Annotated in this window: 15 protein-coding genes and 1 riboswitch; of the genes, 2 read left to right on the forward strand and 13 right to left on the reverse strand. The window is 44.0% G+C overall.

Annotated elements, in window-relative coordinates:
• Window positions 1–12: 12 nt before the first annotated feature.
• The 12 genes from ACK8P5_RS19715 to metA all read right to left on the reverse strand — a co-directional run bounded on the left by ACK8P5_RS19715 (window position 13) and on the right by metA (window position 14,144).
• Window positions 13–1,644, reverse strand: coding sequence for a S1C family serine protease (locus ACK8P5_RS19715; protein WP_422657955.1), 1,632 nt, complete (start codon window positions 1,642–1,644; stop codon window positions 13–15).
• A gap of 174 nt (window positions 1,645–1,818) precedes the next feature.
• Window positions 1,819–2,469, reverse strand: a complete 651-nt coding sequence (locus tag ACK8P5_RS19720) for a response regulator (protein ID WP_422657956.1) — start codon at window positions 2,467–2,469, stop codon at window positions 1,819–1,821.
• Window positions 2,470–2,481: 12 nt separating this feature from the next.
• A complete protein-coding gene (locus ACK8P5_RS19725) occupies window positions 2,482–3,570 on the reverse strand; it encodes a histidine kinase (protein ID WP_422657957.1) in 1,089 nt (362 codons plus the stop codon).
• Window positions 3,571–3,574: 4 nt separating this feature from the next.
• Window positions 3,575–4,591: a cell wall-active antibiotics response protein LiaF gene (gene liaF / locus ACK8P5_RS19730; RefSeq protein ID WP_422661523.1), complete on the reverse strand. Its 1,017-nt coding sequence runs from the start codon at window positions 4,589–4,591 to the stop codon at window positions 3,575–3,577.
• A gap of 198 nt (window positions 4,592–4,789) precedes the next feature.
• The gene (locus tag ACK8P5_RS19735; RefSeq protein WP_422657958.1) at window positions 4,790–5,083 is read right to left on the reverse strand and encodes a hypothetical protein; all 294 of its coding nucleotides are present in this window, start codon (window positions 5,081–5,083) and stop codon (window positions 4,790–4,792) included.
• 120 nt (window positions 5,084–5,203) lie between these two features.
• Window positions 5,204–5,782, reverse strand: coding sequence for a 3D domain-containing protein (locus ACK8P5_RS19740; RefSeq protein WP_422661524.1), 579 nt, complete (start codon window positions 5,780–5,782; stop codon window positions 5,204–5,206).
• 303 nt (window positions 5,783–6,085) lie between these two features.
• Entirely contained in the window at window positions 6,086–8,023 is a 1,938-nt protein-coding gene (gene thrS, locus ACK8P5_RS19745; protein WP_422657959.1) for a threonine--tRNA ligase, read from the reverse strand.
• Between the two features lie 382 nt (window positions 8,024–8,405).
• Window positions 8,406–9,344, reverse strand: coding sequence for a putative sporulation protein YtxC (locus ACK8P5_RS19750; protein ID WP_422657960.1), 939 nt, complete (start codon window positions 9,342–9,344; stop codon window positions 8,406–8,408).
• Window positions 9,345–9,502: 158 nt separating this feature from the next.
• A complete protein-coding gene (gene mqnC / locus ACK8P5_RS19755; protein WP_422657961.1) occupies window positions 9,503–10,636 on the reverse strand; it encodes a cyclic dehypoxanthinyl futalosine synthase in 1,134 nt (377 codons plus the stop codon).
• A 149-nt stretch (window positions 10,637–10,785) separates the two neighbouring features.
• A complete protein-coding gene (locus ACK8P5_RS19760; RefSeq protein WP_422657962.1) occupies window positions 10,786–12,003 on the reverse strand; it encodes an aminotransferase class I/II-fold pyridoxal phosphate-dependent enzyme in 1,218 nt (405 codons plus the stop codon).
• Window positions 12,000–13,184, reverse strand: a complete 1,185-nt coding sequence (locus tag ACK8P5_RS19765) for a PLP-dependent transferase (protein ID WP_422657963.1) — start codon at window positions 13,182–13,184, stop codon at window positions 12,000–12,002. The genes ACK8P5_RS19760 and ACK8P5_RS19765 overlap by 4 nt, the downstream gene beginning before the upstream one ends.
• Window positions 13,185–13,226: 42 nt before the next feature.
• The gene (metA, locus tag ACK8P5_RS19770) at window positions 13,227–14,144 is read right to left on the reverse strand and encodes a homoserine O-acetyltransferase MetA (RefSeq protein WP_422657964.1); all 918 of its coding nucleotides are present in this window, start codon (window positions 14,142–14,144) and stop codon (window positions 13,227–13,229) included.
• Window positions 14,145–14,268: 124 nt separating this feature from the next.
• Window positions 14,269–14,402, reverse strand: a riboswitch (SAM riboswitch).
• Between the two features lie 444 nt (window positions 14,403–14,846).
• Between metA and corA the strand changes: the two genes are divergently transcribed.
• Entirely contained in the window at window positions 14,847–15,782 is a 936-nt protein-coding gene (corA, locus tag ACK8P5_RS19775; RefSeq protein ID WP_422657965.1) for a magnesium/cobalt transporter CorA, read from the forward strand.
• Window positions 15,783–15,839: 57 nt separating this feature from the next.
• On the opposite strand, the gene ACK8P5_RS19780 is transcribed toward corA, so the two are convergent.
• The gene (locus ACK8P5_RS19780; protein ID WP_422657966.1) at window positions 15,840–16,847 is read right to left on the reverse strand and encodes an HRDC domain-containing protein; all 1,008 of its coding nucleotides are present in this window, start codon (window positions 16,845–16,847) and stop codon (window positions 15,840–15,842) included.
• A 244-nt stretch (window positions 16,848–17,091) separates the two neighbouring features.
• Between ACK8P5_RS19780 and ACK8P5_RS19785 the strand changes: the two genes are divergently transcribed.
• Window positions 17,092–17,394 (forward strand): DUF3055 domain-containing protein, encoded by a 303-nt coding sequence (locus ACK8P5_RS19785; RefSeq protein ID WP_422657967.1) that lies wholly within the window; start codon window positions 17,092–17,094, stop codon window positions 17,392–17,394.
• The last annotated feature ends 95 nt before the right edge of the window (window positions 17,395–17,489 follow it).

Here is a 17,489-nt window from a genome sequence, read left to right on the forward strand (position 1 = left end):
TAATAACCCTAATTATTGCTGCTGTTGCTGCGTGAGATCGAACTCATTGCGATCACCAATCGTCAAAGGAAGATCGATCTTCTTCCCGTTACGCACAACATTCAACGTAATCTTATCGCCAACCTTCTTGGATTGAATAAATTCAATCAAATCCTGGGCTGTCGCATACTTCGTTCCATCAATTCCAGTCACAATATCATACTGACGAAGATCTGCCTCATAAGACGGGGAACGGAATACTACGCTATCCACATAAGAGCCTTCTGTTACATCTGTACCCAGCTGCTGGGATACCTGTGGAGTCAATGTTCCGAGACTTGCACCGATAAATGGAATAGGCTCTTTTGGAACTTCTTTATTGTTCTTCAAGTAATCCAGAACTTCACTGATCGTCTTGGATGGAATAGCGAAGCCGATACCTTGCGCATCTGCACTAACGGCCACATTCATTCCGATAACTTCACCTTTCAGATTAAGAAGCGGTCCACCGGAATTACCTGGGTTAATAGAAGCATCTGTCTGTAACAAGTGTTCATAGTTACGGTCTTCTTCTCCATTCTGTCCTGAAATATCGATATCACGTTCCTTGGAACTCAGGACACCTGCCGTTACCGTATGGTCAAATCCATGTGGATTACCAATCGCAACGAGCCATTCACCAACCTTCAGTTCATCTGAATTACCAAGTGCTACAGATGGGAAGTCTTTATCGCCTTCAATCTTAAGTACAGCTAAATCAAGCTCATAACTCGAACCGAGTAGTTTAGCTTCATAAGGCTTTTTGTTGTCCTGCAAAGTTACCTGGATCACATCCGCTCCATGAACAACGTGCTCATTCGTTAGGATATATCCTGACTTATCAAAGATAAATCCAGATCCTATACCGGATGGTTGCAACTGTGAAGTATCTTGACTGCTACCGTTATTGTTGTTATTGTTGTTTCCACTTCTGCTACTGGACTGATCTCCGAAGAAGTAACGGAACAATGGATCATCCATATTTGAGCTGCTTTGTCCTCTGTTATTACTGTTAACAAGCGTTTCAATTAGAACAACTGCTGGACTAGCTTGATCCACTACGGATGCGACATCACCAGGCTTAGACGGTATTTGTACTGATGCTGTCTTGTTGTTATTCTCTCCATCCGCTGAGGCAAGAGTTGACTGTACATTCTCATTTCCAGCTGCCTGTGAGGTTATGCCTGCATCTGGTGTAAATAGATTAGCTCTATCTGCTGCAAACATACATCCTGTAATCACAAGCATACCTGCTAGAAACGATAGCAGAACCGTTTTGACCGAGCTCTTCGGCTTCTTGCTATAATTCCATTGTGCGTTAGAAGATTTCTCAGGGAGAGAACCACCTCTACCGCCCCCATTGCCTTGGCTAGAAGATCCGGCCGAGTAAGATTGAGAAGGAAGAGGCTTTACGGGTTGAGGAGCTGTAACCTCCACTTCTTGTGCTTCAGGCCTACTGTAAGGATCCGGAACATCATTACGGGCATCTTCATCACTGATCGACTTGAATGGTCCGTAAGAATAGTAGTAAGATGAATTATCCGAAGACGAATTTTGCTGTTGCTGAGGTTCATTCACTTGATCCTCATTATCTTTCTGACCGAATCGATTTCTTTGATCGTCCATATCTATACCTCCTATTAGATCACCTGATCCAAATACAGGTGGTTTAATAATTTATCTGTTCTTATTGTGTACTATAAACCTTAATGACACCTTAAAAACAATTAAAAGTAAGATAAAAACGAATGAAATCAAAATAAGTGCTTATAAGATATTATTCTCACTACTTGTCATTTGCTAGTTCGTCTTTACCCAGCCTTTTCTGTGGGCAAAGATAGCAAGCTGTGTCCGGTCTTCAAGTTCACATTTCATCAATAAATTGCTGACATGTGTCTTTACTGTTTTAATGCTGATATGTAGTTCTTCACCGATCTCCTTGTTACTCTTTCCTTCTGCTATTAACAATAGAACTTCCTTCTCTCGTTCGGTAAGCCCTGATTGATCATCTTTCACCATATGTTGACGGATACCACGGGTCAAAGCCTCAGACACATCCTTCGTCATCACGGGCATCCCGCGAAATGCACCTTGAAGTGCATAAATAAGCTCATCCGCCGATACGGTTTTAAGGACATAGCTTACTGCTCCTGCCTCAACACACTCCACTACTAAATTATCCTCCAAAAAACTTGTTAATATAACTATTTTCTGATTAGGAAATTCAGTCATCACTGCCCGCGTTGTTTCAGCTCCATTCATCACAGGCATCATGAGATCCATGAGGATGAGATCTGGTCTCTCTTCGTCACTTCTCAGATAATCCAGTACCTCCTTGCCGTTCGAAGCTTCTCCTATCACTTCAAAAGACGAATCGAGAGATAAATATGTTTTAAGTCCCATTCGAACCATATCATGATCATCAACCAGTAGTATTTTAATCACACTCATTATGCTCTTCTCCTATTCTCCCTGTGATTCTTTGACTTCCGTATCCGTAGTATGTACATCTGAATTAGACTGCACCTCATCATCGCCTAAATTCTCAAACAACGGTATATGTACACGGACCGTTGTGCCTGCACCTCTGCGACTTATAATGTCCACCTGTCCACCCAATTTCTCTGCACGCTCACGCATGGTAGACAAGCCGTATGATCCTTGCCGCTGCGTCATTTCGTCAAAACCTTGACCATCGTCACTTATACTTAACACGACTCGCTTCTCTTCCTCGTGAAGGGACATACTCACAAGACTCGCCCTAGCATGTTTAACGATATTAGCCACGGCCTCTTGAATGATAAGAAAGAGCTGATGTTCAATGGCTTCAGACAATCCGTCATACATCTCGACATCTTTTATACCTTTCAGTCCATTCTGGCGGCAATAATCAGGGAACCAACGTTCAAGCGCTTCCTCTAACGTTTTACCTTCAAGCTCAACTGGCCGCAGCTGTGCAATTAATGCCCTCATCTGTTTTTGGGCTATATGTGACATCGAGATTAACTGCTCAAGAACTTTATCTCCATGCTCAGGATTTTTGCGCATCACACCCGGAAGAGATGAAGCTGACATATGTATGGCGAATAATTGCTGGCTGACTGTATCATGTAAATCCCTCGCCATCCGCCTGCGTTCCTCCAGTACCGCAGCTTCCGCAGCAATCTCCTTCTCAATAACATCCTGTTCACCGAGTCGTTGAAGCAGCTTCATCTTCTTCTCCAGCGCTTCCGTCATCCCATTAAATTCTCCATACACACGAGCAAAAGATGCATCCTCTGCATCTGGCATTCGGACGGTTAGATTGCCTTTGGCTACTTGAAGCATATTCAAATGTAGCAAGTCCAAGGGTCTTTGTATTCGCTGACCTGCGATATAACCTGCAATTCCTGTAAACAGAACAATACCGACCGCATAATACACCCACAGCCGGTTGTCCTCAATGATAATATAACCTGCACCGTCTGCGAGATATAGAAACACAGCTACCGCAGCCCCGATTAACAGGAAGTAAAGCATGATCACCCATTTGGTATTTTTTATAAAACTCATTAGTCTACCCTACCTTGTTCACCTTAACATCGCCAATAAATACGCTAATGTTAATACGGATTTTTTTGCCGGCTTCTCTGTAATGAGGACTTTCCATATCCGCACTACTCATGAAACCACTCCGTTTCTGTCCCAGGACGGACATGTCTCCGATGAATGAATTCGTTGACACATATACACCAATATCCGAGTCATTGGGTACGAACACCTTTACATCCCCGATGAAAGCCGAGATGTTAATCTTCGTTTCACCATAAGGAATTTGCGCTTTCGTTAAATCCAGCACGGCATCCCCAATAAACTGTGAGATGTTCGTTGGCTTCAATGTGAAATATTCGTTCCCTAAGTGCACATCCCCGATGAAAGCCGACTTATTGACTGTTTCACAATCATCCCATCCATGACCCTTCCAGTGCTCCCCATGATCTCTACGATGATGTACATGATCTCTACGATGATGCCCATGCGATTTACGACGTGGCTCCTCATCGATAAATTCCGGGTTAGGCTTAGCTTCCTTTTCTTGATCGACTTTCTTACCGAATGTCCGTTCAAACATCTCATCAAGCGAGGATTCCAATTTTGGTGCTTCAGGCACTTCAATGTCAGGATGATGCTCTACCCTTACATGATCTTCTCTTTTGTAGTGTTTCGGCGGCCCAGGAGGCTGCTGATTTCTAGGTTTAAAAATAACCGTCAGCCCAAAAGCAATGAGAAGTAGTGGAACCGCGTATTTAATTAATTCTCCCAATGAGAAGTGAACCATATCTAAATTACGCCCTAGAAAATAAACCCCAAGGATTAAGGGCACGATAGAGCCCCAAATTGCACCACCAAAGTCAGGTCGATTCATCAAACCATGTAATCCTACCCATATCAGAATAACTGGCCAAAATGTTGAGATCAGGTGACCCAAACTCACATCAATGATGCCCATTTGCTGTAATATAAAATACACACCTACACCGATAAGCACAAGTCCGCCTGTCAGTTGGTTCCAACCTCTTCGATTCATGCGCATCCCCTTGCTTTCCATTTCGTATTTTCCCTTTGACTACATTTTACAATAAGAGCTACTCTACGGATAGCGGCGTTGGAATGAAACATGTCTCGGTCTTGAGACCGAGTGAACTGGATGATTATGTATATTGAATAATATTGAAAGGAAAAGCCCCCGCAATGAAATTGCGGAGGCTTAACTTTGTTTAAGAATACGGGCCTAACGGCTCGAATTCTTGTTATTTGCGCTGTTTTCTTCAGCAAACTCAGCATTAAACTTTTCGTTTGGTGTACTGTAGTTTTCCCTTACTTTCTGGGAGCTCTTTTGTGCACCGGCTACGCTGTTTTCTTCAGCAAACTCAGCGTTAAACTTTTCGTTTGGAGTGCTGTAGTTCTCCCTTACTTTCTGGGAGCTCTTTTGTGTGCTGGCTACGCTGTTTTCTTCAGCAAACTCAGCATTGAATTTTTCATTTGGTGTACTGTAGTTTTCCTGCACTTTGTTTTTCTTGGCCATGGTATTCACCTCCCTGTCCAACAATACCATCATCCTCTTCAGGGAACGTCTCCCCGAAGAATAGTATGTGAAGGACAGCCAGGCATTATTCCGAGAAACTGATGAATTCATTTCCAAATATTAAATAGCCTCTTCGAGTACAGATGAAGGTAGGAAATGATACGTCTCAATAGCAGTACCTAGCTTCTCAAGCATCTCTTCAGTACATTTGCCGGTCCCCCGTTTGATCACCTGTACCTCTACATCCTTCTTACCCCATTCATTATAAACCTGCTTTGTTGTCGTAAAGTACAGGTCGATCTTCTCGCCTTTTATTGCAGAGCCGGTATCAGCAACAATTCCATACCCATAGTCCGGAATGTACAAAATACTTCCTAATGGAAATACGTTTGGATCTGCCGCAATGGTCGAAACCTTGTTCTTATCCCGTTTTACCTTAACACCAGAATAGGTTATTCCATACTGTTTATGTCCAGGTTTTTTACCCGTTGATTCAAAGCCAGCAGTATACCCTGTCGCTGTAACCTTTACGGTATGAAGAACTTGTTCTTCCTTCGGAGCAGACACTGTCACGGATGGAATACGTTTCTTCATCGGATCAGTGGAATCTATCTTCTCTTCTGTAGAAGCCGGTGGCTGTAATATATAGTGATTGATATTTCCAAGCCCAACAGCACTAAATGCATAAAAGGTCGTCATCTCAACAAAATCATTCTCTTCAACGATCTCTTCTTGGTCTCCATTTCTATAATCCATGCTACTAAAAGAATCTGGAGATATCGGTATCATCGTTGCAGCACTTACTTCGGCTATGCCTATGCTATACACACATGCTGTTAGAAAAATACATAGTAAAAACCTCTGCCATGTTTTCCAATTGTTCATTTGAGAACCTCCCCTTACTAGCGAGGTTTCCCAAATCCCATTTGGTTTATACGTAACATGACAGAGGCTTATATAAGTTTCTATTGGTGACTACTACTTTATGATACGTTCAAAGCTCTAAACGGAGCGAGTATTAATCTCTTCACGCAGCTTCAGAATGACATCATCCAAACCTTGTGCTCCAAGATCTCCTTCTCCGCGTTTACGCACAGATACTGCTTTAGCGTTCATCTCATTCTCACCTACGATGAACATGTAAGGTACTTTCTCAAGCTGAGCTTCACGAATCTTGTATCCAAGCTTTTCATTACGCAAGTCCGCTTCAACCGTAATCCCAGCCAGCTGAAGTTTATCGGATACTTCTTTCGCATAATCCTCGAAAGCCGTCGATACTGGAATCACTTTAACTTGAACTGGAGATAACCATAGTGGCAATGCTCCCGCAAAGTTCTCAAGCAAGAAAGCAGTAAAACGTTCCATGGTACTAATGATACCGCGGTGAATAACGACTGGACGATGCTTCTGTCCATCATCGCCTACGTACTCAAGCTCAAAGCGTTCTGGAAGCAAGAAGTCCAATTGAACTGTTGATAGGGTTTCTTCCTTACCAAGCGCTGTCTTGATTTGAACATCCAGTTTCGGACCGTAGAATGCTGCTTCGCCTTCTGCTTCATAGAATGGCAATTCCATGTCTTCAACAACCTCACGCAGCATACGCTGAGACATTTCCCACATCTCATCATTCTGGTAATACTTCTCGGTATCCTCCGGGTCACGGTAAGACAAGCGGAATCTGTAATCATGGATACCGAAGTCTTTGTATACAGTTCTAATCAATTCGATAACACGCCCAAACTCTTCCTTGATCTGATCCGGGCGACAGAAGATATGAGAGTCATTCAATGTCATGGCACGAACACGATGAAGTCCTGTGAGAGCTCCTGACATTTCATAACGATGCATCATACCAAGCTCTGCAATACGGATTGGAAGGTCGCGGTAACTGTGCATGCTGCTCTTATATACCATCATATGGTGTGGACAGTTCATTGGACGAAGGACAAGCTCTTCATTGTCCATAACCATTTTCGGGAACATATCCTCTTGGTAGTGCTCCCAGTGTCCGGATGTTTTGTAAAGCTCCACATTACCGAGCACAGGAGTATATACGTGTTGGTAACCAAGACGCTCTTCCATATCCACGATATAGCGCTCCAATGTCCGGCGAAGCTTAGCTCCGTTAGGCAACCAGATCGGGAGTCCTTGTCCAACCAATTGAGAGAAAGTAAACATCTCAAGCTCTTTACCAAGCTTACGGTGGTCACGCTTCTTCGCTTCTTCAAGCAGACGTAGATGCTCATCAAGTTGAGCTTTCTTCACAAACGCAGTTCCGTAAATACGCTGCAGCATCTTGTTCTTGCTGTCCCCGCGCCAGTATGCTCCAGCCACATTCATCAATTTGAAGACTTTAATCTTTCCAGTTGATGGAACGTGAGGTCCACGGCACAGGTCAAAGAATTCGCCTTGCTCATAAATCGAAATAACACTGTCTTCTGGAAGCGCATTGATCAGTTCAAGCTTGTAAGGATCCTCCATTTCGCCGAAGATGCGAAGCGCTTCTTCACGGCTAACTTCTTTGCGGACGATCGGCAGATTCTCACCGATAATGCGTTCCATTTCCTTTTCAATCTTTTGAAGATCCTCTGGATTAAGCGGCTCCTCAAGATCCATATCATAATAGAAGCCATCCTCAATGACTGGACCAATTCCAAGCTTAACCGCTTTAGAACCGAACAATCGCTTAGTAGCCTGAGCCATCAAGTGAGCAGTACTGTGACGCATAACCTCAAGTCCATCAGGAGAATCCTGAGTCACAATCTCAATCAGTGCCCCTTCTTCGAGAGGTGTTGAGAGGTCAACCACTTGACCGTTTAGCTTGCCTGCTACTGCGTTCTTTCTAAGTCCACTGCTGATCGATGCTGCCACATCTTCAATACTGCTACCTTCTGCATATTCCCGAACAGATCCGTCCGGAAGTTTAATATGAATAGCCATCCTGCATTCCTCCTTAAAGAATCGTTGATATTCATTTCACGTTTGATCCTTATGACCCACCTGCAGGACAACACAAAAAACACCCGTCCCGCAAAGGGACGAGCGTTATACTCGTGGTTCCACCCTAGTTCGATCTTAGATAAACAGTCATCTATCCTGTCAAAATAATAAGATCCTTCGTTGGCATTGGTAACGGCAATGAACCGGCGAAGCCTACTCTAATCATGGAACGCTCACCATAGCGTTTAGAAAATTTCGACAACGCAGCTACAAAGGGGTAAATCAGGTGGTGTACCGGAGGAAATTACAGCCTCGTTTCCTCTCTCTGTTCGGTCTAGACCAGCTTGACTCATGTCTTTGTCGTTGCTTTTACGTGAATTTATCAGTTATTATAATCCCGCTTCGCTGGGAACGTCAAGTCGTCATTGGCCACATTCCCAAGAAAAGAACTGCATTCAGGGCAACTGCAGCAAATCTCTGCCCTATTATCAAAAATATGAGCAATTGTGCCGATAACCGGCAACTCGGGCTCCCTTGTATGAATAATCATCCGTGCAGGAGATACAGAAATGAGTGTACTAACAACCATGTCCTCAAGTTCCATCTCTTGATCTAATCGCTCCATTACAAGTCCTTCGTCCCTAACCTTCTCAATCGGTCTGAGATTGCCATCCAGGAGAAGAAAGTCTTCATCCCCCTTGTGGATCACATGTACAAGCGGCATAAGAGGTTCCTGAAAATACACGAAGTATTTAAGCAGACTGACAAACTCCTCATACTGTTGATCCAACATAAACTCATCTACTGCATATTCGGCCATTTCTCTCAATTCCTGCATGTACGATTGCATCCTAAAGGTTATATAACCATCTAAATTCAGATCTGGTGCCTCAGCTAAACAAGCAAATATACTGTCTTTCAGCTTATTTCTGCGCTGCTGTGAATAATCACCTGATGAACTGTCATCTTTGGCTAACAGCATCAAATACCACTGTAGCACCCGCTCAGCCTCTACCTCATCATTGAATTCAAATTCCGTAACCAGCAGCCGGGCTGCGAGCTCGTGTTCCTTCTCCTCTAGAATAAAGGTGGCTGCTGCTTCGGAAACCAGTCTACGCACCATCTCTGCAGATGCAGTCCATGCCGTTAACGGCAGCTTCCCTGAACACGACCAGATGACCCGATCTCCCGAAGCACTGAATGAAAACTTCAGCTGCTTGCATTGTTTATGTAGCTCTTTCTGCTTGTCTGATAAGATACGGTAAAAGGCTTCTTTTTCACCGTCAGTCTGTGTATTAACCGCTATGCTGAATAGTTCCATGGAATCGCTCCTTTCGGGTTCCCTGTTTCAGTATATGGGGACCCGAGGAGGGATATACGGAACTCCTCTTTGGAAAGCTCTGTTAAATATTAAAGGCCCTAACAAACCGTGACGAAAAAGAAACGGTTAATTAGGACCTTATGATATGGATATATTAATTAGTTCTGCATAACAAAATCGCGCTCAATGGTGCTATCATCGTTAAACACGCGCAGGATATCGTATTTCGTATTCCGTTGTGCAGGAATATTCCCCGTCTCACGGATCAACTTCAAGATAGACTCAATATTGACTTTATGCACAGCACCCGCAGATGAAACTACATTCTCTTCCATCATCGTGCTTCCGAAATCATTACATCCGTAAGAGAGCGACAGCTTACCAATCTCCGGCCCCATCGTTACCCACGAGGACTGAAGATTTGGCACATTATCAATAGCCAAACGACCAATCGCTACGGATTTCAAGTATGCTTCTGGCGTTTCACGCTCACGTTTCAGATTCGTATTGTCGGGCTGGAAAGTAAACGGTATGAAGGCAAGGAATCCTTTGGAGTTCCAACCATTCTGAATACACTCGTCTTGAGCATCACGGATTCGAAGCAAATGAAGCGCTCTTTCCTCCATCGTTTCGCCTAGACCAATAACCATTGTAGCGGTAGTGTTCATACCTAGTTTATGTGCAGTCTGCATAACATCCATCCACTGGCGCCAGCTTCCCTTCAGCTTGCTGACCTTCTGACGGATACGGTCGTCCAATATTTCAGCACCGCCACCAGGCAATGAATCGAGACCAGCATCCCGAAGCTCACGAACGACTTCTTCCATGCTTAAGCCGGATACTTCCATCATCTTCACAATCTCTGCTGGTGAGAAAGAGTGCATCGTAATATTCGGAAACCGTTTCTTAATGTTCCGAAGCAGATCCGTATAATAGCTGAACGGTAGGTTAGGGTTCGTTCCACCCTGCATTAGAATTTCCGTTCCGTTTACGTCCTCTGTTTCTTGGATTTTCTGGAAAATCACCTCATCTGAAAGAACATAGCCCTCTTCATGACCCGGTCTGCGATAAAAAGCACAGAATCGACAGTATACATCACACACATTCGTGTAGTTTACATTTCGTCCAATGACGAAGGTCGTAATCGGATCAGGATGTATCCGTTTAGTCATAATATCGGCAGCATGGCCGATCTTCTCAATCTGATCACTTTCGAAAAGTGTCACGGTATCTTCCAGATTCAAGCGCTCACCACGTAGCGCTTTATCCAGAATGCTGTTAACAGTGCCCATATATAGGTCCTCCCTTATCATAGCTAAATGACAGTGAAATCGCACTTGCCTACATGTTATCTTCTTCACCTAGTATCTTTTTCATCGTAACACATAAAGGAATTAAAAACGACATCCCCTTAAACGGAATGCCGTTCTATAAATGTTGCTTATCTGTGAACTCCAAACGCTTGATCTAGATCAGCGATAAGATCATCAATATCTTCTAAACCCACAGAGAAACGAAGCAAACCATCTGTAATGCCGCGTTCGAGACGCACTTTCTCACCCATCGCAGCATGGGACATCATTGCAGGATAGGACAGAATACTCTCCACTGCTCCTAAACTTACAGCTACAAGAGGCAGCTTCACAGCATTCAACACTTGCTTAGCCCGTTCCCCTGATCCTACATCAAATGAGACAACTGCTCCATAACCACTGCTTTGCTTCTCGTGAATTTCACGTCCTGGATGGTTCAGCAGACCCGGATAATATACCGCCTTAATATCACTACGACCGGTAAGCCAAGCTGCTAGTTTCTCCGCACTCTTCTCACTATGTGTCATGCGAGCTCCGAGTGTCTTCATGCCTCGCATAAGCAGCCAAGAATCCTGTACCCCTAGAACCGTTCCAAGACCATTCTGAAGCTGCTTTAACTGCGTTGCCAGCTCTGCAGTTCGAGCAACTGCTAAACCCGCCAGCACATCACTATGACCGCCAAGGAACTTGGTTGCACTATGTAGAACAATATCTACTCCCTGCTCAATCGGTCTCTGATAGTAAGGTGTCATAAAAGTATTATCAAGGATTGTTAATAGACCGTGTTCTTTAGCCCAATCCGTAATTGCACCAATATCCGTAATCTTCAGCGTTGGGTTCGATGGTGTTTCCATATATACAGCCTTCGTGTTTGGTTTAATTGCACCCTTAACTTGGGCAAGATCTGTCATATCAACGAAAGTGCATTCCATCCCCATACGGTTAAGGATGCTTGTAAGAAGGCGATATGTTCCTCCGTATACGTCCTCCGTTACAATGATATGATCTCCTGCGGAGAGCATCATAAATGTGCTGGAGATGGCTGCCATACCGGATGCATAAGCAAAGCCTTGAACACCACCTTCTAGCAGTGCGATGTAATCTTCTAGAACCTGACGTGTCGGATTCCCAGATCGGCTGTAATCATGCCGCGGGGGATCAAAGATATCCTCATGATGGAAAGTAGAGGCTTGATACAGCGGAACACTAGATGCACCCGTTGCAGCATCAATCTCACCACCGAAGTGAAGGAGCTTGGTTTCAAACCGAATCTCATCCAAGTTCGCTTTCTTACGATTCGTGTGTCCTAGTTCGTTCGATTGTCCATTCTGGTTGTCTTGACTCATCTGTCAGTGCCTCCTTCAACTTCCGCTACTGCTGCATTCAGTGCAAAATCCAAATCTGCGATCAGGTCATCCACATGCTCAATTCCGACAGAGAAACGAAGCAATCTGTCATCCACACCAACCGCATCACGAATTTCTAATGGGATATCCGCATGCGTTTGTACTGCAGGATAAGTCATCAGTGACTCTACTCCACCGAGGCTTTCAGCGAAAGCGATCAGTTTGATATGACGCAGAAGAGGCTCTACATACCTTGCATCCTTCACTTTAAATGAGAAAATCCCTGTATTTCCGCTTGACTGCTTCTGCTGAATTTCATATCCTGGGTGATCGGAAAGAGCCGGATAAAATACTTCAGATACCGCAGAATGGTCCTTAAGAAACAATGCAATGGCTGTTGCATTACTTTCATGACGTTCCATTCTTAGAGCGAGCGTCTTCATTCCACGCATCAATTGGTAGGAATCTGTTGGACCAAGTACCGAACCAATCGAGTTATGGAGGAAAGCAATCTCCTCGGATAACTCTTTCCCTTTCGTCACAATCAGGCCAGCAAGAACATCATTGTGTCCACCGAGATATTTTGTTGCACTATGTACAACGATATCTGCTCCAAGCTCAATCGGTCTCTGGAAGAAAGGTGTAAGCAGGGTATTATCTACAATACTAATTATTCCGTGATGACGAGCCCAACTACAGACAGCTTCGATGTCCGTAATCATCATGAGCGGGTTCGTTGGCGTCTCAATAATGATCGCCTTCGTATTCGGTGTTCTTGATTGCTCTAACGCATCCATATCATTGGTATCTACATACGTTGCCGTAACTCCAAACCTAGATAAGATTTTCTCAATCAAACGATAAGTGCCCCCGTAAAGATCCAGTGACACGATGAGGTGATCTCCTTGACCAAACAGGGCAAACACAGTCTGTAAGGCTGCCATACCTGAGCTACAGGCAAATCCCGCATCACCCGATTCAAGTGCTGCCGCCGCTTCCTCAAGCACTGTTCTTGTCGGACTCTTCGTTCTTATATAATCAAAGCCTGTACTTTGACCTAATTTCGGATGACGAAATGCAGTCGCTTGATAGATTGGAAAATTAATAGCTCCCGTAACCGGTTCCTCTATCGATCCAATCTGAGCTAATCTACTCTCAATTTTCAGATGCTTGTTCTCCATCTTGTTCTCTGCTCCTCCTTCAGCTGTACATTCTCTTTTTATCTATATTTGTGGTCCGATATCATAAGGTGTTTCTTGATATACATAGTAATTGAGCCAATTTGAGAATAATAAATTCGCATGAGCCCTCCATACAGAAGGAGGTTTCCTTGCCGGATCGTCTTTCGGATAGTAGTTACGCGGAAGTGCAATATCCATCCCTTTAGCTGCATCCCGCTCATACTCCCACCGAAGTGAATCAGAGTCATATTCTGAGTGTCCTGTCACAAAAATCTGTTTGCCATCCTTCGAGGCTACCAGATACACGCCAGCCTCCTCGGATTCTGATAAAATCATAAGGTCTTTCGCTCGCTTGATATCTTCTCGCTGCACATCGGTATGCCTGGAGTGAGGAGCGTAGAACACTTCGTCAAAGCCGCGGAGCAGCTTAACCGTTGGCTCGTTCACTGTATGAGAGAATACACCGAAACACTTCTCGGGAAGGCTGTACTTCGCCACATCATAATGATAGTAAAGGCCTGCTTGAGCTGCCCAACATATATGGAGCGTTGAAGTTACATTCTGCTTGCTCCATTCGAAAATTTCGGTAAGTTCATCCCAGTAGTTCACATCTTCGAATTCTAGCTGTTCCACTGGCGCACCCGTAATAATCATGCCGTCAAACCGGCGATGCTTGACTTCTTCAAATGTTTTGTAGAATGATTCCAGATGCTCTGCCGGGGTGTTTTTTGAAGTGTAGGAGCCCGGATGAAGCAGCACAACATCGACCTGGAGAGGGGAATTACCGATCAGCCTTAGCAGCTGCGTCTCTGTCGTCTCCTTAGTTGGCATCAAATTCAGAATGGCAATCCGCAGCGGGCGGATATCCTGTTGAAATGCATGGCTTTCGTCCATTACGAAAATGTTCTCCCCAGCAAGTATTTCCTTTGCAGGCAGGGTGTCTGGAATTTTGATCGGCATCATTATTCCTCCTTCGGGTTAATAAATAGTCAAGACTGCATAATACATGGTCAGAGAAGGCCAAGGTATACAAAAAAGACCTATCTCTGTTGAGAAAGGTCATATGTACAGAAACTATGCGCCTCTCTCATCTGTCAGACTGCAGCGATCCTTACTACGTAAGGCCACAATACATCCTGCAAGAATTAGCACCGTGCGATGTTGCCGCCGGTTGCCGGGTTTCATAGGGCTAGTCCCTCCACCTGCTCTTGATAAGATTTCGCTGATATAAAGTTGTAAATTTCCTAATATTGCTGATTAATACTTTAAATCAAGAACATTTTTTCGTCAAGAAGCTTTGTGTTAAAAAACAAGAACATTTCACCGCTTTCTTCCATATCCTGTACAAGGACATATGACGCCTTAATTCCACCTTGAAAAGGTAATAACCTCAGCGTTATACTAGACAGGTGCTAATTAACCATATGAAAGAGGTGACATGAAAGATGGACGGTGACCCGAGCCAGAAGCTGGATGTAAGTGACGCAAAACCGCATAGGATTAAGATCAGCTTACCGGTGGCGGGCAACGTTATTTTTCGTGTGCTCTATTAAACCCTTTTGCCGAGTCATGTGACTTGTTCGCATACGACTATGCCGGTAAGCTGATACCCTATGCCTTTATTCGATAATGCGCAAGCAGTGAATTAAGGAGTGATATCAGATGAAAATCCGGTTGGTAAATTCGGGTGTTTTTACCCCTGTAGACGATATTGAAACGACATTAATAGCTCCACCAGACGGATTTTACTGGATCGACGCTGATGTAGAGGACTTGCTGGAGCTCCAGCCTCTCTTCTCTCTGCATGATCTGGCTGTAGAAGACACGCAGAGCGAGGAAGAACAGCGTCCTAAGATTGAAATATATGAGAACCACTACTTTATCGTAGTTAACAGCATTCGATTTGATGATGAGGAAATCTTCCTGAGAGCTCTTAATATCTTCCTTGGCAGGCATTTCATCATTACGGTGACGAAACAGAAGATTCATGAACTTCGCGCTGTGAAGCCTCTACTCTGGGAAGATGAGGCTAACACACCTGACCGATTCTTATATATTCTGATCGACTTGGTTACAGATAACTATTTCACAGTTGGTGACCGAATTGAAGCACGTATAGATCAGCTTGAAGAAGATATTCTAATGCATACCAAGAAATCACATTTGAACGAAATTATTGGTCTACGAAGTGAAATACTGTGGCTTAAAAAAGTACTTGGTCCGCAAAAAGAAGTGATCAATACACTGAATAAGAAAGACTTACGCCTGATTGATGATCAGCTGCAAAAGTACTTTAGCGATATATATGAGAATGCTGTAAAAATATCCGAGACCTTCGAAACTTACCGCGACCTGATGAGTAACCTTCGAGAAGCATATCAGTCCAGTATAGCGAATCGCGCGAATGAGATCATGAGAGTTTTTACGGCCATGACAACCATTTTCATGCCTCTAACTGTCATCACAGGTATATACGGAATGAACTTTGAATTTATGCCTGAGTTAAAATGGAAGTATTCCTATTTTGCTGTCATCGGCCTTATGATTTTCCTCGGTTCTGGCATGTTTTATCTGTTCCGCAAGAAAGATTGGCTATGAAATTTAAAAATAACGGGTTCCCTTCAATTCGTGAAGAGAAACCCGTTTTTTGTTGATTCATACTGCGTTCTGCTTATCAAAAGCTTGCCGGCGGAATCGAATTCGGATCAGGCGGAGCCGTTCATACAATGGTTCCATTCCGCCCTCGACTACAGGGTCCTGTCCATAAACTCGGTGCATCACAGGCTTAAGAAAGGTATCTCCAAGCTCCTCAAATGCCTTCCAGATCGCCAACTGATCTCCTTCAGGCATACTCTCTAGCTCCATCCGAATTAGCGGTTCCGTATCATATCCATCCTTCTCTAGCCCCTCCAACTGTTCAACCAGATCTCTACGGGTCATACCACTTGTCTCAGCGAGTTGATCCAGTGTTAAACCTTCAGCAATGCCCATCAGCATCACCCTTCCCATTCTGAAATCTTCCAGCTCCTGCTTGTACTTATGCTCTTTCTGTTTATACATCCAAGATAAGAATACATCCTCTCTCAATGCATTAAATACCCAATCCAGTGGAAAGGAGGTTGTTCGCTCCACTCGAGATGTCATCTCAATCCATTCGGCACCATGCTCTGTTGCCTTATTCGTGCCAATTCCAGGCAACTGAAGGAGTTCTTCCTCGGTCTGAGGTACAAAGGCACTAATGAGTCGAAGTACCCGATTACTTGCTATAAAATAGGGAGCCTTACGGCCTGCAGCAGCTTTTCTTCTACGCCAAGCACATAGCTCTGTGTAAAGCTCCTCCGAGCCGTAGAGCTCACTGTAACACTGTAGTTTTTGTGCTGCATGGTTCCTTCCTCTGGCATCCTCAGGTTCGTGGAACACTCCCTCAATCACCGGGCGATATCCCTCACTTAATTTCATCGAAAGACGATGACGATAGACACACAAGAGCTCTTGCCACGAGCTGCCTTCGTACCAGTCTTCATCCTCTTTATATCCGTCAGCCTCAATATCTCGCCACCCTAGTCTCCATATACCTTCCTCTTCCCCAATCCACACTTGCGCTGCATGTTCCTCACTTGCTTCGCTTACTCTAGACAATTGATTCATAAATACGATCTGCATTCCCTAGTCCCCCAATCATTAATAAGTAACGGTACAACGCAAAAAAAGCACCTCTCCCGCCGCAGCGTAGAAAGGTGCTTCCTTCTTGTAATAATTACAAAACGTTATACTGTTAATCAACATAATACCATATTTTGTAACTGAGTCAACTATGTTGTTGTAATTCAATTGGTTATATAGGTTGTCTCAACCTTTTCTTGTATAATGGACAGCAGACGTCTAATAAAGGAGTGAACCCGCCTATATGACCGGAGAATCACGGCAACTTGATTTTTTATCTGATAGTACAGAGTCTACATCGACCCGCTTCGTCACGTTCATCGGCCCGTCACTCAAGCGATTTGATCTAGCTGTGACGACAACAAACTTATTTTATGGCAAAAAGCTCGTAACCGATATTCAGTTTGGAAGAACTGCTATTCTTGCTGCTGATGATCTGGAGCAGGAAGATTACTTAGAACGAACCTTCAATCTTAAACCAGATGAAGCAGATGATTTACGTGAATTTCTGACGCTCGTGCTAGGGGAAGCCCACTTTACCGATTAATAAGTTGCTCGAAAAAAGGTATCAAAAAAAAGGAGCTGTCCCTAAGTTAGAATATTTTTCTCTTGGGACAACTCCTGTATTATAAGACTACTTTA

This window comes from Paenibacillus sp. EC2-1 (assembly GCF_049311625.1).
Classification (GTDB): Bacteria; Bacillota; Bacilli; order Paenibacillales; family Paenibacillaceae; genus Paenibacillus_AQ.